Annotated in this window: 20 protein-coding genes; 16 read left to right on the top strand and 4 right to left on the bottom strand. The window is 44.7% G+C overall.

What is annotated here, in order from left to right; translation table 11 throughout:
* Nucleotides 1–64 precede the first annotated feature (64 nt).
* Nucleotides 65–628 carry an alkyl hydroperoxide reductase subunit C gene (gene ahpC / locus BC643_RS21480; RefSeq protein ID WP_120275351.1) on the bottom strand — a complete coding sequence of 188 codons (564 nt, stop codon included), beginning with the start codon at nucleotides 626–628 and terminating at the stop codon, nucleotides 65–67.
* 671 nt (nucleotides 629–1,299) lie between these two features.
* Between ahpC and BC643_RS21470 the strand changes: the two genes are divergently transcribed.
* The 11 genes from BC643_RS21470 (at nucleotide 1,300) to BC643_RS21415 (ending at nucleotide 12,728) form a co-directional block, all read left to right on the top strand.
* Nucleotides 1,300–1,686, top strand: coding sequence for a VOC family protein (locus BC643_RS21470; RefSeq protein WP_211338170.1), 387 nt, complete (start codon nucleotides 1,300–1,302; stop codon nucleotides 1,684–1,686).
* 195 nt (nucleotides 1,687–1,881) lie between these two features.
* Nucleotides 1,882–2,589: an SIMPL domain-containing protein gene (locus BC643_RS21465; RefSeq protein ID WP_120275348.1), complete on the top strand. Its 708-nt coding sequence runs from the start codon at nucleotides 1,882–1,884 to the stop codon at nucleotides 2,587–2,589.
* Between the two features lie 194 nt (nucleotides 2,590–2,783).
* Entirely contained in the window at nucleotides 2,784–3,275 is a 492-nt protein-coding gene (gene tnpA, locus BC643_RS21460; protein WP_120275347.1) for an IS200/IS605 family transposase, read from the top strand.
* A 98-nt stretch (nucleotides 3,276–3,373) separates the two neighbouring features.
* Entirely contained in the window at nucleotides 3,374–3,742 is a 369-nt protein-coding gene (locus BC643_RS21455; protein WP_120275346.1) for a hypothetical protein, read from the top strand.
* Nucleotides 3,743–3,755: 13 nt separating this feature from the next.
* Entirely contained in the window at nucleotides 3,756–4,403 is a 648-nt protein-coding gene (locus tag BC643_RS21450; protein WP_170154654.1) for a class I SAM-dependent methyltransferase, read from the top strand.
* Nucleotides 4,404–4,463: 60 nt separating this feature from the next.
* Nucleotides 4,464–4,958 carry a GNAT family N-acetyltransferase gene (locus tag BC643_RS21445; RefSeq protein WP_120275344.1) on the top strand — a complete coding sequence of 165 codons (495 nt, stop codon included), beginning with the start codon at nucleotides 4,464–4,466 and terminating at the stop codon, nucleotides 4,956–4,958.
* Nucleotides 4,959–4,968: 10 nt separating this feature from the next.
* Nucleotides 4,969–5,442: a DinB family protein gene (locus tag BC643_RS21440; protein ID WP_120275343.1), complete on the top strand. Its 474-nt coding sequence runs from the start codon at nucleotides 4,969–4,971 to the stop codon at nucleotides 5,440–5,442.
* Between the two features lie 251 nt (nucleotides 5,443–5,693).
* Nucleotides 5,694–6,635: a lytic transglycosylase domain-containing protein gene (locus tag BC643_RS21430; RefSeq protein WP_120275341.1), complete on the top strand. Its 942-nt coding sequence runs from the start codon at nucleotides 5,694–5,696 to the stop codon at nucleotides 6,633–6,635.
* Between the two features lie 2 nt (nucleotides 6,636–6,637).
* Nucleotides 6,638–9,502 (top strand): excinuclease ABC subunit UvrA, encoded by a 2,865-nt coding sequence (gene uvrA, locus BC643_RS21425; protein WP_170154653.1) that lies wholly within the window; start codon nucleotides 6,638–6,640, stop codon nucleotides 9,500–9,502.
* Nucleotides 9,503–9,570: 68 nt separating this feature from the next.
* Nucleotides 9,571–11,241 (top strand): nucleoside kinase, encoded by a 1,671-nt coding sequence (locus BC643_RS21420; protein ID WP_120275340.1) that lies wholly within the window; start codon nucleotides 9,571–9,573, stop codon nucleotides 11,239–11,241.
* Nucleotides 11,242–11,288: 47 nt separating this feature from the next.
* Nucleotides 11,289–12,728, top strand: a complete 1,440-nt coding sequence (locus BC643_RS21415) for a sulfatase (protein ID WP_120275339.1) — start codon at nucleotides 11,289–11,291, stop codon at nucleotides 12,726–12,728.
* Between the two features lie 11 nt (nucleotides 12,729–12,739).
* Here the strand turns inward: BC643_RS21415 and BC643_RS21410 are convergent, their stop codons facing one another.
* Entirely contained in the window at nucleotides 12,740–14,041 is a 1,302-nt protein-coding gene (locus tag BC643_RS21410; protein ID WP_120275338.1) for an MATE family efflux transporter, read from the bottom strand.
* A gap of 224 nt (nucleotides 14,042–14,265) precedes the next feature.
* On the opposite strand from BC643_RS21410, the gene BC643_RS21405 reads away from it, so the two are divergent.
* Nucleotides 14,266–14,865, top strand: a complete 600-nt coding sequence (locus BC643_RS21405; RefSeq protein ID WP_120275337.1) for a superoxide dismutase — start codon at nucleotides 14,266–14,268, stop codon at nucleotides 14,863–14,865.
* Between the two features lie 79 nt (nucleotides 14,866–14,944).
* Nucleotides 14,945–15,619, top strand: coding sequence for a VOC family protein (locus tag BC643_RS21400; protein ID WP_120275336.1), 675 nt, complete (start codon nucleotides 14,945–14,947; stop codon nucleotides 15,617–15,619).
* Between the two features lie 8 nt (nucleotides 15,620–15,627).
* On the opposite strand, the gene BC643_RS21395 is transcribed toward BC643_RS21400, so the two are convergent.
* Nucleotides 15,628–15,975, bottom strand: a complete 348-nt coding sequence (locus BC643_RS21395; RefSeq protein WP_120275600.1) for a winged helix-turn-helix transcriptional regulator — start codon at nucleotides 15,973–15,975, stop codon at nucleotides 15,628–15,630.
* Nucleotides 15,976–16,112: 137 nt separating this feature from the next.
* Here BC643_RS21395 and BC643_RS21390 point away from each other — a divergent pair, with 137 nt between their 5' ends.
* From BC643_RS21390 to BC643_RS21380, 3 genes are all read left to right on the top strand, one after another.
* On the top strand, nucleotides 16,113–17,099 hold the full coding sequence (locus BC643_RS21390; protein WP_120275335.1) for a YhdH/YhfP family quinone oxidoreductase: 987 nt from the start codon (nucleotides 16,113–16,115) through the stop codon (nucleotides 17,097–17,099).
* A gap of 199 nt (nucleotides 17,100–17,298) precedes the next feature.
* Nucleotides 17,299–17,874, top strand: coding sequence for a superoxide dismutase (locus BC643_RS21385; RefSeq protein ID WP_120275334.1), 576 nt, complete (start codon nucleotides 17,299–17,301; stop codon nucleotides 17,872–17,874).
* Nucleotides 17,875–18,014: 140 nt separating this feature from the next.
* Nucleotides 18,015–18,206, top strand: coding sequence for a transcriptional regulator (locus BC643_RS21380; protein WP_120275333.1), 192 nt, complete (start codon nucleotides 18,015–18,017; stop codon nucleotides 18,204–18,206).
* 61 nt (nucleotides 18,207–18,267) lie between these two features.
* Here BC643_RS21380 and xylE read toward each other — a convergent pair whose 3' ends face one another.
* Entirely contained in the window at nucleotides 18,268–19,680 is a 1,413-nt protein-coding gene (gene xylE / locus BC643_RS21375; RefSeq protein ID WP_120275332.1) for a D-xylose transporter XylE, read from the bottom strand.
* Nucleotides 19,681–19,853: the final 173 nt, after the last annotated feature.

The following is a 19,853-nucleotide window of genomic DNA, read 5'->3' as shown; positions in this document are numbered from 1 at the left end:
GTTTAAAAAAACAGGGAGAACTCTGATTGCAAATTCTCCCTGTTAAGTTTTAATTTCTTAGCAATTAGATTTTGCCAACCAAATCGATGCTTGGTTGCAATGTTGCTGCGCCTTCTTTCCATTTTGCAGGACAAACTTCTGCTGGGTGAGCAGCTACAAACTGAAGAGCTTTCAAGCGACGAAGCAATTCTTCAGCGTTACGACCTACGTTTCCGGCTACAACTTCGTAAGCTACGATTTCACCTTGTGGGTTTACGATGAAAGTTCCGCGTTCTGCCAAACCTACTTCTTCGATCATTACATCAAAACCTCTTGACAATACACCTGTTGGGTCAGCCAACATTGGGTATTTAATTTTTTTGATAGTATCAGAAGTATCGTGCCATGCTTTGTGTACGAAGTGAGTGTCGGTTGAAACAGAGAAGATCTCGCAATCAACAGCTTTGAACTCTTCATACAGGTTTGCCAAATCTTCCAATTCAGTAGGACATACAAAAGTGAAGTCGGCAGGGTAGAAGAAGAATACTGACCAACGGCCTACGACATCTTCTTTAGTTACTTCCTGAAATCCGTTGTTTACGAAAGCTTGCGCTTTAAAATCTACGATTTGTTTACCAATCTGTGACATGATATAAAATTTTAGTTGTTTGTTATAATTTGTACTGCAAACATAGAGGTACATAAGAAAACTGGCAAAGCGAAATTTTCTATACGATATAGATGGGATTTATGACTTCAGGAAATCAAATAGATAGCCTTTATGTCGAAAAAATCAAATGTAATTTAATTGTTAATTGTGATTTTTTGGCGTCGTTTTTGCCTTTGTAGAAACTCATTTTCGATGGGCTAAATGCCTCGTCATTTGTGGGTTTGAAACTTCCGAAAGCCGAGTAAAAAATCTTAAAATCGGTTATTGGCGAAGACCGTTTTTATTTAAGGGTGGCGTTGAAGAGTAAAGGAAGCGCTCAATGTATTTTATTTTGAAAACTGCTGCGCAACATGTTTCCCGAGAGCAACTTTGGGATGGTATTTGCATCTATCCGTCAGAAAACAGAAACAATTTTTAATAAACAGCAACGTTTGTCTCAATGCCATGGAGACAGTTCCGAAACAGAATCCCGTTTCAAGGACAAAAAGTCCAACTTTATTTTTTCCTATTCCCCAATAAACCGGTTACACATAGCCGGTTTTTTGTTTTGATATGTTTTGCGAAATCCCGCATCAGGTTGAACAGTATAATTTTTAACTCGTAGAAAATCAGCGTAACTTATCGTTTGGAAACAATAAAACTTAGATGCTATGAAAATTCAAAATCCGGTTGTGTGGTTCGAGATTTATGTGGATGATATGCTACGCGCTCAAAAATTTTATGAAACAGTGTTCGAAACCGAGTTAGCACCTTTGAAAAGCCCGACCGATGACGAGCTTCAAATGATGGCTTTCCCCGGCGATATGGAAGTTAAGGGTCGTGTGTCGGGTGCTTTGGTACGGATGGAAGGCGTGCCCGCTGGCGGAAATAGTACCATCGTGTATTTTGCCAGTGCCGATTGCAGTGTTGAAGAAGCTCGCGTGGCCAGCGCTGGCGGAAAAGTCATTCGTCCCAAAATGTCGATTGGCGAGTATGGTTTTATAACCTTGGCTGCCGATACCGAAGGCAACATGATTGGGATCCATTCGATGGATTGATAGCAAGTTGTTCTAAAACTTAAGGAAGTAGATCCGGTCTTTTATTAAAGATCGGATTTTTTATTTTTTTATGGGATGCATAATTTTTTTGATCAAATGCTAAAAACAAAATCAGCTGGTTTGTGAAATGAAACAACAAAAATGTTAAATTGAAAACGAAAAAACAGATTTGTACAAAGCCTAAAATCACCTAAAATGAAGAAATTACTCTCAATCCTTTTGCTAATTCTTAGCATTGGTATGGTAGAAGCACAAGAGTCAGGGAAAAATTTTATCGACCAGAATTACATTGAGGTCGGTGGTCATGCCGAGAAACAGGTTGCGCCCGATCTCATTTATCTTAAAATATTGTTGAATGAGAAAGAGATAAAGGGGAAGACGTTGTCGGAAGTGGAGGGCGAGATGTATTCTAAGCTGGAGGAGATTGGGATTGATGTAGAAAAGGAATTGGTGGTCAGAGATTTTGTGAGCAACTTCCAGTTTTACCTGTTGCGAAAAACAGATATTTTGATGAGCAAAGAATATCAGCTGCTGGTGCATGACGCTAAAACAGTAGGACAGGTGTATTTGGAATTGGGAGAATTGGGAATCTCCAATATTTCGATCGATAAGCTGGATAACAGCTCTATCGAGAAATACCGAGACGAAGTAAAAGTGGAGGCAATCAAGGCCGCCAAGTCGAAGGCAGATGCGCTGGCTCAAGCATTGGGGCAGGAGACTGGCCGGGCATTGTATATTTCGGACAATGGAACGAATGCATCGTTTGCATTAACCGGAGCTGTTGCCGGAGTCCGTGTTAGAGGGGCGAAGAGCACAATTTATGGATCGTCAGCACCCCCTAATATTGAGTTTGAAAAGATGGAGTTGAAATACGATTTGCTTGTGCGTTTCGAGTTGAAGTGATGTTGATTCCGATTTCAAGGGAGTAGCTTTTCATAGAATATTCGATGCCGGAGGCATCAAATGTTTGTAGAAAGGAATTAGGTTGAAGCAATAGGAATACGACTCCAGCTGGAGTCGTATAGTTTTCCACTTTGCTCAAATGCTACAAACATTAAAATCCTCCGGATTTCATCTCGTTAAATTGAAAATACAATATGGCTGATACTTTTTCACAAATTTATATTCAGGTTGTTTTTGCTGTTCAAAATCGAAATGCTTTAATTCACCGAGATTGGGAGGAAGAATTGTTTAAATACATCACCGGCATAGTTTCGAATAAAGGGCAAAAGCTCCTGGCCATAAATGGAACTGCCGACCACATTCATTTTTTAATTGGTATGCGACCGAGCTGTTGCTTGTCGGATCTTGTTCGGGAAATTAAAAAATCGTCCAACGATTTTCTCAAAGAGAAAGAATTTACAAAATTTCGTTTTCGTTGGCAGGAAGGATTTGGAGCATTTTCATACAGTCGTTCTCAGTTGTCGGATGTGATCCAGTATATTCAATCTCAGAAAGAACATCACAAAAGGAAGACATTTAAAGAAGAATATCTTGCTTTCCTGAAAGCATTTGAGGTGGAGTATAAGACGGAACATCTTTTTCAATGGATTGAAGATGAAGATGCCGGAGGCATCATATGTCTATAAAAAGAAATCAGGGTTAAAGAATACCACTCGGGCTCGACTTTGAAGTCGACGCGAATAGAAGTAAGTTGAATGGATCAATAAAAACAAAGCATAAATAAATGGCGAGTAGTAAAGAATTATACGATAAGTACTTGGTGTTAAAACAAGAGGGGATGAGTTTTGGAGAGATTCGGAGTCGATTAGCGTCGGAGGGAGTGGCGGAAGAAGATATCCGGGTAATTATTCGATTGATTGACAACCAGATTCTCCGGGGGGACGTGAAAAAGAGTCGAAATCAAAAAGCCCGGGAACTGATTGCTGTCGGGCTGGTGATTTCAGTTGTTGGAATTATTGTGACACTTGGCACCTATCTGGGGTATATCAATACCGGTAATTCTTATCTGGTTGCCTATGGCCCTGTTTTAGGAGGAGCTGGGATTGCCGCCGGAGGCTGGAGTCAATATAACCGGAAAGATGGCAGAAAATAGGTCGTTTAAACTCATGAAAGAAAATTTTGACATCTCTGTTCAGCGCTTTAATGAGTTCGCGGACGAGTTCAATGAGCGTTTCAAGAATATTGATTCGTACCAGGTGCATTTGGACCTTTTTGTGAGTTTGGCACCCGAGCCGGTTTCGAGTATTTTGGAGCTGGGCTGCGGTCCGGGAAATATAACCGGATTTCTGCATGGCCATTTTCCGGATGCTCAAATCACGGCAATCGACTTGGCACCCCGGATGATTGAGATTGCACGTCGTTCGCTGCCGTCAGTTGATTTTCGCGTGATGGATGTTCGAAAAATCCGAGCGTTGAAAAGGCAATTCGATCTGGTAATGTGCTCGTTTTGTCTACCCTTTTTGTCTGCTGAAGATACCCAAAAGCTGATTGTCGATTGTGCAGCGCAGATATCACCGGGCGGATTGATTTACATCAGCACCATGGAGGGAGATTCGGACAACGCCGGTTTTGAACCGACCAGTTTTTCGGGCGACAGTGAGGTGTTTTTCAATTATCATTTGAAGGCATCGCTCGAAGAATTGCTGCGAGAGGCCGGAATTGAAATCGAGCATTCGGTTCGGCAGGACTATCAAGCGCCGGATGGCCGAATCAGCACGGATCTAATTTTAATCGGTCGGAAGCGGAGGGGCTGAGCGTTTGGTTTTTAGTATGTTGAAAGTTTGAATTTTCAGAACTTATGGATAAGTTTAAGCATGAATCTAACTATTGAAAAAGTACAGAGCACCGATGCCCAGGTGCTAACCGATTTGACTTTTCGGTCGAAAGCTTACTGGAATTATAGCCCCGAGCAAATGGAGGCCTGGCGTGATGAACTTCGAATTACGACGGAATACCTGGCCGAAAGCACAGCGTTCAAGCTGTTCGCCGATGAAGAGTTGGTGGGCTACTACGCCTATCGAACTGTTGCTTCGGGGACAGTCAAGCTCGATAATCTGTTTGTCGAACCCGCCTTTATTGGTCGTGGCTTCGGTAATTACCTGCTTAACGATTTTATGATGCGTGTTGAGGGTGACGGATTTAAAAAAGTGGTGTTGGATGCTGACCCCAATTCGGAAGCTTTTTACCTCAGCTATGGTTTCCGCACGGTTAGCAAATTGAAGACAACAATCGTAGGGCGTTTTATGCCGGTGATGGAGAAGCATCTTGGAGATGATCCGGAAAGTTTAAAAAGAGTAGAACCCCAATAACACCATCATCATGGATTTCTCGAATATCACAGAAGGAATCAGCGCTGGTTTGAGAAGCTGGGAGCCCGATTTGCAAGCTTTGCCGGAAACAACCATTTGCGACAAGCGAAACGGACAGGGGCGATCCATCAAGCAAATTTTGGGGCACATGGTCGATTCGGCTTCCAATAATACGCACCGGATTGTGCATTTGCAATACCAGTCCAGCCCGCTGCAATTCCCCAATTATGCCACCAATGGCAGCAACGATCGCTGGATTGCCATTCAAAATTACCAAAACGAAAATTGGGGAGACTTGGTGCAGTTGTGGAAATACAGCCATCTGCACCTGATTCATGTCATCAAGCAGGTCAAACCGGATAAATTGGAGAATGAGTGGATCGCCGGTGCCGACGAAGTTGTCAAACTTCGGGAGATGATCACCGATTTTCTTCGGCATTTTCAGCTTCATTTAAACGAAATTTGCGAGCTGATTAATCAATAGTTCCTTTCAGTATCTCTATTTTGGGTTGGCGGTTTAAGCGGATGCAACTTCTGTTTTTTCGTCCGTTCTTCTACTTTTTCGATCCAAAACCATTCTTCTCTCCCGACTTTTTAAATGGCATTGCCGGCATCACTTTTGCTATTTTTCGTGAACAACTACCCGCTTCGGCTGTCTTTAAAATTAATCTTTCAAGTTCGTTGATAGCCACTTGGAAAACCATTACTTTTGCCTTTTAAATTGCTTGTAGGGATATGAAAAAGATTTTTGGACGTTCGATTTTTAGCCTTTCAGTTATTGTGTTGTTGTTTGCCGGTTACCATTTGCTGGAATCCTCGGCTCTGCCGGAAAGCAACGTGAAAACGGAAGAACCTGCCAGGATGATGTTTCATGCAGTGAATATCCCGGAGAAGCTGACTTTTATGGAGGAAGAGGTGCCGCTGTCGTATAACGATGTGCGCGAAAGCCTCGATCGGGAGTTGCTGGTGAACAGTTATTTCCATTCGCAGACGCTGCGTTTTCTGAAATTGGCACCGCGATTTATGTCGATCATTGTTCCGATTCTGGAAGCCGATACCGTACCGACAGATTTCGCTTACCTGGCTTTGGCCGAAAGTGGTTTCGATCAGCGTGCTGTGTCGCCTGCAGGAGCTGTTGGTTTTTGGCAGTTCATGAAAGGTACCGCGACCGATTACGGCTTGGAAGTGAACAACGAGATTGACGAACGTTATCATGTGGAGAAAGCCACACAGGCTGCCTGCAAATACCTGAAAGATTCGTACAAGAAATACGGAAGCTGGACTCTGGTTGCAGCTTCATACAATGCTGGCCGCTCTTTTATCGACCGGCAGTTGGAACGCCAAAAGGTGAGCAGTTACTATGACTTGTTGGTGGGTGAGGAAACCTCGCGCTACGTGTTCCGGATTTTAGCCCTCAAACTAATCATGGAAAACCCGGCGGAATACGGTTTCGTTGTAACCGAAGATGAGAAATATCCGCTGTGGGAAGTGAAAACGACTACGGTAAATGGGCCGGTGAAGGATTTTGCTGATTTTGCAACAGAGCACGGTACCAACTACAAAATATTGAAAATGTTGAATCCATGGTTGCGCGAGACTTTTCTAACCAATTCCAAAGGAAAAACTTACGCAATTAAAATTCCGGCGAAAGGATTCCGGACCAAAGCAAACGACTAAAAATGGTGGAGAACGATAAGTTGCAACTGGAGGACGAGTTGCTTGACCAGGATGAAAAAATCATTGTGCACGGCGCCCGTGTGCACAACCTGCAAAATATTAATGTTGAAATTCCGCGTAATAAGCTGACGGTAATAACCGGTTTGAGCGGTAGTGGCAAGTCCTCGCTGGCTTTCGATACCATTTATGCGGAAGGACAGCGACGCTACATTGAGACTTTTTCGGCCTATGCCCGCTCGTTTTTGGGCAACATGGAACGCCCAGATGTGGACAAGATTACCGGCCTGAGCCCGGTGATTTCCATTGAGCAGAAGACGACCAATAAGAACCCGCGTTCGACTGTGGGAACGGTAACCGAGATTTACGATTTCCTGCGTTTGTTGTATGCCCGTGCCGGGGAAGCTTTCTCATACGAGACCGGTGAAAAGATGGTGAAATACACCGACGACCAGATTCTGAAACTGATCCAGGAACATTTTGCCGATAAGCGGATTCTCATCATGTCGCCTTTGGTGCGCGGCCGTAAGGGGCACTACCGCGAGCTGTTCGAATCGACGCGGAAAAAAGGTTTTCTGTATGCCCGTGTTGACGGAGAAGTGGTTGAAATGAAGCCCAACATGCGTGTCGATCGGTATAAAAATCACTTCATCGAAGTTGTTGTCGACCGGCTGAAGGTGGAAGAGGGCATAACGAAACGCCTGAAGGATTCGGTGGCGATGGCCATGAAACAGGGACATGGTGTCTGCCTGATCATGGACAATGATTCGGAAGACCTCAAATTCTACAGCCGCCAGTTGATGTGCCCGACCACCGGTATTTCGTACAACGAGCCGGCGCCGCATAATTTCTCGTTCAACTCGCCGCAAGGTGCTTGTCCGAAGTGTAATGGCTTGGGACGAATTGCGGTGATCGACCAGGAAAAGATTGTACCCGATCCGGAGTTGAGCATTGCCAAAGGCGGAATTGCTCCACTTGGCACGCAAAAGAATACACTGATATTCTGGCAAATTGAAGCGTTGGGTGAAAAGCATGGTTTCGACCTGAAAACGCCTGTGAAAGATATTCCCGAAGAAGCGATGGATGCGATTCTGTACGGGACCAACGAACGAATTCAACTGAAAAATTCGCCGCTTGGTGGCTCGGTAAATTACGCCATGAGCTACGAGGGAATTGTGAAATATATCGATAGTCAGCGCGACGATAATCCGTCGAAAACAGCGCAGAAGTGGGCGAACCAGTTTGTGCGCGAAAAGGCCTGTCCCGAGTGCGACGGGCATCGCTTGAAAAAGGAGTCGTTATATTTCAAAATCGACAAAAAAAATATTTCGGAACTGGCGCAGATGGACATCGCTGAGCTGACGGAGTGGTTCCAGGGATTGGAAGAACGCATCACGGAGCGTCAGCAAAAAATCGGGGTGGAAATCATCAAGGAAATCCGGACCCGTTTGAGCTTCCTGCTTGATGTGGGCTTGGAGTATTTGTCGCTCGATCGTTCATCGGGAACTTTGTCGGGTGGCGAGTCGCAGCGTATTCGTCTGGCTACACAAATTGGTTCGCAGCTGGTAAATGTGTTGTACATTCTCGATGAACCAAGTATTGGTTTGCACCAGCGTGACAACCTTCGACTGATTAGTTCGTTGGAGAAACTGCGCGATACTGGTAACTCAGTGATCGTGGTTGAGCACGATAAAGACATGATGATGAGTGCCGATTACCTGGTCGACATGGGGCCATTTGCCGGCCGTCATGGTGGGGAGGTGGTTGCGGCGGGTACTCCGCAGGAGGTTTTGGAAGCCGATACGCTGACTTCGAAATACCTGAAAGGTGAACATCAGATTGTGGTGCCCGAAGAACGTCGGAAAGGAAATGGCAAAAGCCTGAAGCTAATTGGTTGCAAAGGCAATAACCTGAAGGATGTGACCGCGGAATTTCCGTTGGGTAAGATGATTTGCGTGACCGGTGTTTCGGGAAGTGGCAAGTCGAGCCTGATTAACGGAACCTTGCAGCCGGTGCTAAGCCAGCATTTCTTCAACTCATTGAAAGATCCGCTGCCCTTCGATAAAATTGAAGGGCTGAAACATATTGACAAAGTGGTGCAGGTAGACCAGTCGCCGCTGGGCCGCACACCACGCTCGAACCCGGTCACTTACACCGGCGTTTTCTCTGATATTCGCGCTTTGTTTGCCCAATTGCCCGAAGCCAAAATCCGTGGCTACAAACCGGGACGTTTTTCATTCAACGTTAAAGGTGGTCGTTGCGAAGAATGCCAGGGAGGTGGCTTGAAGCTGATTGAGATGAACTTTCTGCCCGACGTGTATGTGCATTGCGATGCCTGCAATGGCAAGCGGTACAACCGCGAAACGCTGGAGGTTCGTTACAAAGGAAAGTCGATCAGCGATGTGCTGGACATGACGATCAATCAAGGTGTCGAATTCTTTGAAAGCTTGCCTTCCATTGCGCACAAGTTGAAGACTTTGCAGGAAGTTGGTTTGGGATACATCACGTTGGGGCAGTCGTCAACAACCCTTTCGGGTGGTGAGTCGCAGCGTGTGAAACTGGCAACCGAGCTGGCCAAAAAAGACACCGGCAAAACCATGTACATTCTCGACGAGCCGACGACCGGATTGCATTTCGAGGATATCCGCATTCTGCTGGGAGTGTTGGATCAACTGGTTGAACGGGGGAACACGGTCATTGTTATTGAGCACAACCTGGATGTCATTAAAGTGGCGGATCATATCATCGACCTGGGACCTGAAGGTGGACGCGGCGGCGGTACGATTTTAGGTGCCGGAACGCCGGAAGAAATTGTTGCAAACCATAATTCGTACACGGCGAAGTTTCTGAAAAAAGAGTTAGATTTATAGTCTACTAACGCATTGGCGCCGGGAAAACGGCGAAGTTTGGCGACGCCAATGTGCTGATTTCAGAAAACATGAGCGCGAGAACAATTGACATCTATTGTGAAAACAATAACACAGTTCAGGCTTACCCCTTAGGAACTACCCTTGAAGAAGTAAAAGATGACCTCGGCATCCAATTGGATAATCCAATTTGCGGGGCATTGGTGAACAACAAAGTGAAGGAGCTTTCCTTCTCTGTTGTTAAGTCGAAGAAGGTCGAATTTATCGACTACACGCACATCGACGGACGCCGCCTTTACGTACGATCCCTTATTTTTTTGCTCTATGTTGCTGTTCGGGAGGTTTTCCCGCAGGTAAAACTGAAGGTGCTGAATGGCATTAGTAACGGCTACTATTGCGAGCTGATCGGCCTGAAACGCAAGATTACCGATTCGGATATTTGGGAATTGAAAAGCGAAATGCAATCGTGGGTTGAAAAGGATTTGCCCTTCGAAAAGAAAGGGATTTTGACGCCCGATGCCGTTGAGGAATTGGTGCGTCAGGGGCTGGAAGAAAAGGCAAAGCTGTTTGATCAGCAGGGGATGATGTTCTCTTTTCTGTATTTCCTGAATGGCTACTGCAATTATTTCTATGGCCATCATGTGCCCTCGACCGGTTACCTCACAACGTTTGATATTGTTCCGTATTTCGATGGGATTTTGCTGCAGGTTCCCAAACCGGATAATTTCAAAGAAGTTAACGAAGTTGAACTTCAGGAAAAGCTTTTCGGGATTTTCAAAGAGCATAAAAAACGGGCCGAGTTGATGAATGTGCCGAATCTAGGGATGCTGAATGAGTATGTTGAGTCGGGAAGAGGTGGTGATATCATCAAAATATCGGAGGCACTGCATGAAAAGAAAGTGGCGGAAATTGCCAACATGATTGATGAGCGGAAAGACCATGTGAAAGTGGTCTTGGTTGCCGGACCGTCGGCTTCTGGAAAAACGACATTCAGCAAACGCCTGGCTGTGCAGATGGCCGTAAACGGCATTACGCCACACTTGATTTCGCTGGATGATTACTTTGTTGATCGTGAACAAACGCCGCGGGACGAGCATGGCAATTACGATTTTGAATCGCTGGATGCGATTGACGTGGATTTCTTCAATTTACAGCTCCTACAGCTGTTTGGTGGTGAGGAAGTGGAGTTGCCTCGGTTTAATTTCATACTTGGGCGACGGGAGTTTACGGGTGAAAAACTAAAATTGGGAGAAGGGCATATCCTCATTGTGGAAGGAATTCACGGCATGAATCCCGGCTTGATGCCGCATGTGCAAAACGGCAGAAGTTTCAAGATTTTCCTTTCTGCTTTGACGCAAATTTCTCTGGACGATCACAACCATATTTCAACGACCGATAACCGGCTAATCCGACGCATGATTCGCGACAGCAAGTATCGTGGTTATTCGGCGGCGGATACAATCAAACGTTGGCCGAGTGTTCGAAGTGGCGAGGAAAAAAATATTTTTCCGTACCAGGAAAATGCGGATGTGATGTTCAACTCTGCCCTGATTTACGAGCTGGCTGTGCTGAAAAAATACGTGGAACCTTTGCTGAAAGCCGTTCCTGAGGTTTGCGAGGAACATTGCGAAGCCAATCGCCTGCTCAAATTCTTCAGCTATTTTCATCACATCGATGATGCCGAGATTCCACCAACCTCGTTGATTCGCGAGTTTTTGGGGGGTAGCAGCTTTAAATATTAGCCGAATGCTGTTTACAGCCAGTTTAAATCGACAAAAAAACTGAGTTTATGCCGGTGAAGTATTTCGTCTTATTCGTTGGATTTATCTTGATTTCCTGCGTCCCGAAGAAAGATTACAATGTGCTGTTTATTATATCTGATGACCTAACAGCAACGGCTGTGTCGTCCTATGGAAATGAAGTTTGTCAAACGCCCAATATTGACAAGCTGGCTTCCGAGGGTGTGCGGTTTACGAAAGCGTATTGCCAATATCCGGTTTGCGGACCATCGCGGGCTTCGTTCATGAGTGGTTATTACCCCAACGCAACGACAACCTACGGTTACGTGAGCGGTCGGGAAAATATCGGTGACGAACGTGAAACTTGGGCTCAGCTGTTTAAAGACAACGGCTACTTTACAGCTCGGGTGAGCAAGATTTTTCACATGGGAGTTCCGATTGACATTGAAAACGGAAGTGACGGCGCTGAAGACCCCGCGTCCTGGACTGAAAAATACAACAGCCAGGCGCCTGAGTGGAACGCGGCAGGTGAAGCTGAATTGGTGCAGGGAAATCCTGATGGTTCGATTGAGCGAAAGGGCGGTAACGTAATGACCATCGTGAAGGCGGAAGGGGATGACCTGGTACATGCCGATGGAAAAACGGCTGAAACGGCTTGCGAGTTAATCCGAAAGCATAAAAACGAGAAGTTCTTTTTGGCAGTAGGAATGGTGCGGCCGCATGTGCCGTTTGTGGCGCCGAAATCCTATTTCGATCCATACCCATTTGAGAAGATTCAGTTGCCGAAAAAGGTTGAATTCGATTGGGATGATATTCCCGAGCGGGGAATCAATTATGTGACGAGTGTCAATGGGCAAATGAGCGTCGACCAGCAGAAAAAGGCCATTGCGGCCTATTACGCTTCCGTTTCCTTTATGGATGCACAGGTTGGTAAGATGCTGAAAACACTTAGAGATGAGGGATTGGAAGATAACACCATTGTCGTTTTTACCTCAGACCATGGATTTCATTTGGACGAACATGATTTTTGGATGAAAGTCAGTCTTCATGAAGAATCGGTGCGAGTTCCTTTTATTATAAAAGTGCCCGGAAAGAAACCTGCGGTCTGCAATTCGTTTGTTGAATTGGTCGATCTGTACCCGACTGTGGCAGAGTTGGCCGGGTTGAAGCATTCTGAATATCTTCAAGGAAAGAGCCTTGCAGACATGCTTGACGATCCCTCAGTGAAGGTTCGCGACATGGCTTTTACGGTTTCACAGGGAGGCAAATCGTTTTTGCTTCGAACCGATGATTGGGCCTACATTCAATACGACGAAGATGCCGGATCGGGAATGGAATTGTACAATATGAAAAACGATCCGAAGCAATACACCAATTTGGCGTACAAGCCCGAATTTGCAGAGGTCGTTGATGAATTTCAGGAGAAGCTTCGAAACAAACTGCAAGAAGTGCGAACCAACGACTTGGGAATAGATTACTCCGCTAATTGATAAGCCTTGATTTACTTGAAGCTCTTACTCATGACTTTTGGGAAAAGGATCGTTTGGAAAAGACCTCGCCCCAGCATAAATAGCATCATCGCCAGCCAAAGTGCGTGGTTGCCGAGAATAGCCTGCAGAAAATAAAAACTAGGAGCGAAAAGCAGCAGTGTTGCGGCCAGCATACTATTCCGCATTTCTTTCGAGGCGGTCACACCAATGTAAATACCATCCCAAATAAAGGAACTGAAAGTAATCAGAGGTGTCAAAATCACCCAAACCATAAACTGACTGGCTGTTTCATACAAACCTTCCTGGTTGGTAAGCAGTCCGATGATGAACTTGTTGCCAACTAAAAACAGGAAGCTGAAAACAAGTGCCAATCCGATTCCCCATACAAAAAGACGGCGGGTGAGTTCGGTAAATAAATCCCGGCGTCGTTCACCTTTATATTTCCCGGCCAATGCTTCACCAGCCAAAGCAAATCCATCAATAAAAAAAGCGAAAAATAACAGGAACTGGATTAGAATGGAGTTAACGGCTAATATATGGTCGCTGATACTTGCCGACTTCGACGTGAAGAAGGTGAATACCAGAATGACGCAAAAAGTCCGGATGAAAATATCGGAGTTCACCCGGAAGAAGTTTTTCATAGCATCCAGGTCAAAAATTGCTTTTCGGTCTCTAAAATTTAGCAGATACTTGTATTTCTTCTGCAGTAAAAACAAACCTGTCAGGATTCCGGCGTATTGTGCAATAACAGTTCCCCAGGCGACTCCTGCTGAATTCATGTGCAGGAAATACACAAAGATGAAGCTAAAAACCAGGTTGAAAATATTTGCCAGGATCGAAGTGACCATCACGTAGCGGGCATTCTGCATCCCCAGGAACCATCCGTTAAGGGCGTAAAGTCCAAGTGTGGCGGGTGCAGCCCAAATCCGGATGCGGAAATATTCACGTGCCAGTCCTTCCACTTCCTTACTACCATTGATAGCTTTAAAAGCGATCCACTCAATTGGGACTTGTAACAGAATGATCAGGGCGCTGATCAGTGTCGAAATCATCAGAGCACGGGCCAAAATATTGAAGGTCTCTGCCTGGTTGCCTTCGCCGTAGCTCTGAGCGGTGAAACCACTCGTTCCCATTCGCAGAAAACTAAAGCCCCAGTAAATAAAATTGAACAGCACTGTTCCCAACGAAACAGCTCCGATATAGACTTCAGAATCAAGGTGTCCCATCAGCGCCATGTCGACTAATCCGAGGAGTGGAATGGTGACGTTGCTGATGATATTAGGAATGGCGAGGTGGAGAATTTTCCTGTTCACGAAATTTTTCGGGCAAAGTAAAGAAAAAATTAAGACAGGCTAAAGTGCTGGATCCGAACATTAAATTGAGCGAAGCGATTGCGGATAGATTTTTTCAATAAAAAAAGCATAGTTTTTATTTGGAATGAGTCTAGATAGTTTATAGATTTGCAGAAAAAGATTTAAATATCTTTTATTTGAAATCAAAACCAAGAATTAGATTAACCAGTTTAAAGGAAATAGATATGTCATTTGAATTACCAAAGTTAGGATATGATTATGATTCTCTGGAGCCTTACATCGATGCTCGTACAATGGAGATTCATTACACAAAGCACCACGCTGCTTATACAACAAATTTAAACAATGCCATTCAGGGAACTGATATGGAAGGCAAATCAATTGAAGAATTGATGGCCGGCATTTCAAAACTTCCGGTTGCTGTTCGCAACAATGGTGGTGGTTTTTATAACCACAATTTATTTTGGACTGTGATGGGCTATTGCAATGGCGAAGGTCCGGAAGGTGAATTATTAAAAGCTATTAACGACTCATTTGGGTCATTCGATAATTTTAAAGACGCTTTTACCAAAGCTGCCGCGACCCGTTTCGGTTCGGGTTGGGCTTGGCTGGTAAAACAGGGTGATAGTTTGGTGGTTTCATCCACACCGAATCAGGACAATCCTTTAATGGATGTAGCAGAGGTTCAAGGAACTCCAATCCTTGGTCTCGATGTCTGGGAACATGCCTACTATTTGAAGTACCAGAACAAACGTCCTGACTACATTGAATCATTTTTTAAAGTGATCAATTGGGATGAGGTTGCCAAACGATTTAAAGGTTAGTTGATTTTTGGTTTTTTTCCCCGAGGCAGTGGTCTCGGGGTTTTTCTTTTTTAAGAGGGACTGTCCAACCATTTTTAGCATGAAGATTCAAGAACTTCATATTTACACGTCCCGGTTGGATGAACAATTAAAATTCTATCAGGAGGTTTTGAGCCTGCCGCTGCTGGAATCCTCCCAAACAGATTTTAAGGTGTTAGTTGGCCAATCGGTGTTGTGGTTTTCCTACAAAGCGAAATCCACTCCCTATCATTTGGCTGTGAACATACCTCCCAATCAGGTCAGCGATGCTTTGGCCTGGCTTCACAAACGAGTTTCCATTATACAAGATGAAGGGCAAGACATTATCAACTTTGTGAGTTGGAATGCCAAGTCCGTGTATTTTTACGATCCCGATCACAACATCTTGGAGTTTATTGCCCGCAAAAATCTTCCATACAAAAATATAGATGCCTTCGATTATCATTCACTGATTCGGATTAGTGAGATTGGTGTGCCTGTTGACGATAATGCCACTTTTTACAGGCAGCTGCAACAACTTTCCGACTTCAAAATTTATGATGGAAGTATGGAGCGGTTTTGTGCTGTCGGAGATGAAGAGGGCCTGTTTATCGTTGTCAACAAGCACCAAAAGCGATGGTATCCGACCAATGATGAAACATATTCATCCGATTTTGAGGTGAAGTTTGAGAATCTGGCCCAATCTTTTTCTGTGGTTTTTAAGGACGGGAAAATGGTTGAGTCTGCTTCAATTTAGTTTCTAAACTAATTTTCTTTCTGCGAGGTATTCAGGAAATCTGTTTCTATTAGGTTTTCGAAAATAACGCCACCTTTCATCATACTTTTTAAGATCGGACGAATAGTTTTGCCAAGTTCTGTAAGTCGATATTCGACTCGTGGCGGTACCTCCGGATAAACTGTCTTCTCAACCAACAGGTCTTGTTCCAGTTCGCGCAATTGTTTGCTTAGCATGCGCTCGCTCAGGTCGGGAAGCAACCGAACCAACTCGCTGTATCTTTTCTCTCCTTGATAAAGGTGTAGAATGATGGTCGCTTTTCGTTTTCCTTTCACGACATTAATAAAGGTATCGATCGGACAGTAACTTTTTTTCATAAAAATCGAAATTCTAATTGGCTGATTTTCTTCAATTCCGAAAGAAATGTAAGTATGAGCAGCAATTGTAAGTTCTTTCTGATGTAATTTATTTTCAGCAAGTTTGTTCAAAAATAACGATAAAAGCAATTCAAGATATGAGCAATTACCAGGCATTTGTAGTTCGCGAAAGTGACGGGGTTTATTCGGGGACGGTTGAAAAAGTGGATTTTGTTGGTTTGCAGGATGGAGAAGTCCGAGTGAAAGTCGAATACAGTTCATTGAATTACAAGGACGCTTTGTCCGCAAGTGGAAATAAAGGCGTAACGAAAAATTATCCGCACATTCCGGGTATCGATGCGGCAGGTGTTGTAACCGAAAGTAAGAGTACGTTGTTCGGCGTTGGAGATCTCGTGATTGTAAGTTGCTATGATTTAGGGATGAACCACCCCGGCGGGTATGCTGAATATATACAGGTTCCGGAGAGCTGGGTTATACCAATGCCAACTAAAATGACCACCCGGGAAGCAATGGTTTACGGAACTGCTGGTTTTACAGCTGCTTTGTCGGTCTATCGCTTGCTTCAAAACGGACAGAAGCCGGAAATGGGACCAATTGTAGTCACCGGGGCACTGGGCGGTGTTGGCAGTATTGCCTGTCAAATTTTAAATAAATTGAAGTTCGACGTTATAGCGGCTAGTTCCAACGGTATGAGCGACGAGATGATGAACCTGTTGGGGGCTACTTCTCAGTTCACAAAAATGGAAACCGACGACCAATCCGGCCGCCCAATGTTACGTTCAGCCTGGGGAGGTGCTATTGATGTGGTTGGAGGAAATACATTGACCACTTTGTTGAAGGCATGTAACCCGTTGGGAAATGTGACGACTTGCGGCAATATTGGATCCGGGGATTTGAATATGACGGTTTACCCGTTTATTCTGAGAGGAGTGAGCCTGTTGGGTGTTGATGCGCAAAGTTGTCCGATGCCCCTGAGACGAGAAATCTGGAATTTGTTGGCTGCTGATTGGGCAATAGATTTGAGCGATCAGCTTGTTTTCGAGACCGATCTCGACGGGCTGAACCACTACATTCAACTTATGCTGACAAAGAAAAGCAGGGGGCGGGTCGTTGTAAAGCTTTGAGGCTTTCAATCTTGCTCGTGAAAATACAGAGTATTGATCCGGTGATGTTTCAAAATCACCGGATTTTTTGCTTACGGGCGAATTATTTGGAATCACTTTAAATAGATTTAACTGAGCATAGTTTCTCAAACTTTTAGACGACCTTCATGTTTTAGGAGTCAAAAAACCACAAAATCGTCTAACTTTTAAATGAATTATTATGTCATTTGAATTACCGGCATTGCCATATGCCAAAAACGCTTTGGAGCCATACATCAGTGAAAAAACATTGGAATTTCACTATGGCAAACACCACAATGCATACGTTACTAACCTGAACAATCTTGTTCCGGGAACTGAGTTTGAAAATGCCGATCTGGAAACGATCGTGAAGAAGGCAGAAGGTGGTATTTTCAATAACGGTGCACAGGTTTGGAACCACACTTTCTATTTCTTTCAATTTTCAGCTACACCCGCAACAGCGCCTTCAGGTGCGCTGAAAGAAGCAATTGATGCATCATTCGGATCGTTTGACGCATTTAAAGAAGCTTTTTCAAAATCTGCTGCAACGCTGTTCGGCTCAGGTTGGGCCTGGTTGGTGAAAGATGCAGCAGGCAAATTGAGCATCGTTCAAACCAGCAATGCCGCTTGTCCGTTACGCGACGGATTGACTCCGCTGATGACTTGCGATGTTTGGGAACACGCTTATTACCTGGACAAACAAAACCTGCGTCCAAAGTACATCGAAGATTTCTTCAAAGTACTGGATTGGAAAGTTGTTGAAGGGCGTTTCTAGAATGGATCGCCGGATTTCTGGATTTTCAGATTATCAGAAATAGATAGAACTCCGGATGTTTAGTGGTCTAAATATCTAACAATCCGATAGTCCAATAGTCCGGAAATCTGACAGTCCAACAATCTAATAATCTTGAAAACATGAGTGCAGAAAAAGTATTGGCGGCCATGGAAGCTGCCGGGAAACCGGTAAAAGCCGGAGAAATTGTTACAGCTACAGGGCTGGATCGAAAAGAAGTTGATAAGGCAATGAATCAACTGAAGAAAGAAGGCAAAATTGTGTCCCCGGTGCGTTGCGCCTGGGAACCGAAAAAATTGAAAAAGGGGCTTTAGGGCCCCTTTCTTATTTGTTAGTTGAACGTATCGACTAACTTCTATGTTACTCTGTTGATCTCTATTTTTTCCAAAGTTGTTCCATTTCCTCCAGGGTTTTTCCTTTGGTTTCCGGAACAAATTTCCACATGAATAAAGCGGCCAGAACACCCATAACTCCGTAGATCCAGTAGGCAAATCCGTTGTGGAAATTTTCGACCAGGAAGCTACTCTTGTTCATGATTGGGAAACTCCATGAAACCAGCCAGTTCGAAATCCATTGCGCGGCAACCGCAACCGCCATTGCGCGTCCTCGGACCCGGTTCGGGAAAATTTCTGCCAGCAGTACCCAAACAACCGGTCCCCAGCTTACCGCAAAGCAAGCTACGTAGCCCAGCATGAAAATCAGGGCAGCCAGTCCCACTTGTTGGAAGAAGAAGGCAAAACCCAGGGCGAACATGAAGAATGCCATCCCTGCAGCACCGATAATCATAAGTGGTTTACGACCAAATTTGTCGACAGTAAGAATTGCGACAACTGTAAACGACAGGTTGATAATGCCAACGATGATGGTTTGCAGTAGCGCGGTGTCAGTACCTGATCCCATGGTTTTGAAAATCTCAGGGGCGTAATAGAGCACCACATTGATTCCAACAAATTGCTGGAAGGCTGAGAGTAGGATGCCGATCACGATAACCAGGAAGCCAAACGAAAATAGTTTGCCTGATGAGGTCGTGGTTAGGGTTTGTTTGATTTCGGTCAAAACCTGTTTGCCTCTTTCTGGGCCATTGATTTTACACAGAACCTGCAATGCTTTCTCATCGTTGCCTTTTAGCGCCATAAAACGAGGTGTTGCCGGAACAAAAAGTAGCAGCACGAGGAACAGGCCTGCCGGTATCATTTCCGAACCAAACATGTAGCGCCAGCCAATCGTGTTTAGCCAGCTGTCGTCGCCTTGACGGGCGATGGCATAGTTGACGAAATAAACCACCAGCATCCCGAAGATGATCGCGAACTGGTTAAACGAAACCAGGCGTCCGCGGATGTTGGCAGGTGCGATTTCTGCGATGTACATCGGCGAGAGCATGGACGCCAGTCCGACGCCGATACCACCGATAATCCGGTAAATCACGAAATGCCAGTAGAAGGTGTGATCGCCTTCGCCGAAAGGGCGAAAGAACATCTCGGGATAGGATGAACCGAGCGCAGAAATAAAGAATAAAATCGCGGCCAGGATTAGTCCGTTTCTGCGTCCAAGTTTTAAACTGACGAGACCGCCTGAAATACCTCCGATAATACAGCCGATAAGGGCACTCGATACGATAAATCCAAGTTGAGAATTGGCTGCGGTTTCACCTAAGCCCATCGGTTTGATGAAAAAGACGTCCAGCGATCCAACTGTTCCCGAGATAACTGCTGTATCGTATCCGAACAGCAATCCTCCCAATGTGGCGACAATCGTAATCGCAATGATGAAGAAATTACTTTGTTTCATTGTTGATTGGTTTGTGGTGACAAGGCATCTGTTGTGGGTGAAATACCTTGTCCATCTTTGTTATGGTTTGTAGGGCAATGAAAAACAGATTAACCCGATTCCTATCTTTGGGACACGAACCGGGTTATTCTGACTATTTTATGTCTGAAATGAAACTCATTTCATGTGTTTGT

The organism is Mangrovibacterium diazotrophicum (genome assembly GCF_003610535.1).
GTDB lineage: Bacteria > Bacteroidota > Bacteroidia > Bacteroidales > Prolixibacteraceae > Mangrovibacterium > Mangrovibacterium diazotrophicum.
The sequence above is the reverse complement of the archived record's forward strand: the minus strand, read 5'-3'. Positions and strand labels throughout refer to the sequence as shown.

Excerpts from the sequence above, each read along its gene's own strand:
- BC643_RS21455 (WP_120275346.1), top strand. The coding sequence starts at position 3,374 with ATGGCGAGTAGTAAAGAATTATACGATAAGTACTTGGTGTTAAAACAA.
- BC643_RS21440 (WP_120275343.1), top strand. The coding sequence starts at position 4,969 with ATGGATTTCTCGAATATCACAGAAGGAATCAGCGCTGGTTTGAGAAGC.
- BC643_RS21465 (WP_120275348.1), top strand. The coding sequence starts at position 1,882 with ATGAAGAAATTACTCTCAATCCTTTTGCTAATTCTTAGCATTGGTATG.
- BC643_RS21450 (WP_170154654.1), top strand. The coding sequence starts at position 3,756 with ATGAAAGAAAATTTTGACATCTCTGTTCAGCGCTTTAATGAGTTCGCG.
- BC643_RS21420 (WP_120275340.1), top strand. The coding sequence starts at position 9,571 with ATGAGCGCGAGAACAATTGACATCTATTGTGAAAACAATAACACAGTT.
- BC643_RS21470 (WP_211338170.1), top strand. The coding sequence starts at position 1,300 with ATGAAAATTCAAAATCCGGTTGTGTGGTTCGAGATTTATGTGGATGAT.
- BC643_RS21405 (WP_120275337.1), top strand. The coding sequence starts at position 14,266 with ATGTCATTTGAATTACCAAAGTTAGGATATGATTATGATTCTCTGGAG.
- BC643_RS21430 (WP_120275341.1), top strand. The coding sequence starts at position 5,694 with ATGAAAAAGATTTTTGGACGTTCGATTTTTAGCCTTTCAGTTATTGTG.
- BC643_RS21395 (WP_120275600.1), bottom strand. The coding sequence starts at position 15,975 with ATGAAAAAAAGTTACTGTCCGATCGATACCTTTATTAATGTCGTGAAA.
- ahpC (WP_120275351.1), bottom strand. The coding sequence starts at position 628 with ATGTCACAGATTGGTAAACAAATCGTAGATTTTAAAGCGCAAGCTTTC.
- xylE (WP_120275332.1), bottom strand. The coding sequence starts at position 19,680 with ATGAAACAAAGTAATTTCTTCATCATTGCGATTACGATTGTCGCCACA.
- tnpA (WP_120275347.1), top strand. The coding sequence starts at position 2,784 with ATGGCTGATACTTTTTCACAAATTTATATTCAGGTTGTTTTTGCTGTT.
- BC643_RS21415 (WP_120275339.1), top strand. The coding sequence starts at position 11,289 with ATGCCGGTGAAGTATTTCGTCTTATTCGTTGGATTTATCTTGATTTCC.
- BC643_RS21445 (WP_120275344.1), top strand. The coding sequence starts at position 4,464 with ATGAATCTAACTATTGAAAAAGTACAGAGCACCGATGCCCAGGTGCTA.
- BC643_RS21385 (WP_120275334.1), top strand. The coding sequence starts at position 17,299 with ATGTCATTTGAATTACCGGCATTGCCATATGCCAAAAACGCTTTGGAG.
- BC643_RS21400 (WP_120275336.1), top strand. The coding sequence starts at position 14,945 with ATGAAGATTCAAGAACTTCATATTTACACGTCCCGGTTGGATGAACAA.
- uvrA (WP_170154653.1), top strand. The coding sequence starts at position 6,638 with ATGGTGGAGAACGATAAGTTGCAACTGGAGGACGAGTTGCTTGACCAG.
- BC643_RS21390 (WP_120275335.1), top strand. The coding sequence starts at position 16,113 with ATGAGCAATTACCAGGCATTTGTAGTTCGCGAAAGTGACGGGGTTTAT.
- BC643_RS21380 (WP_120275333.1), top strand. The coding sequence starts at position 18,015 with ATGAGTGCAGAAAAAGTATTGGCGGCCATGGAAGCTGCCGGGAAACCG.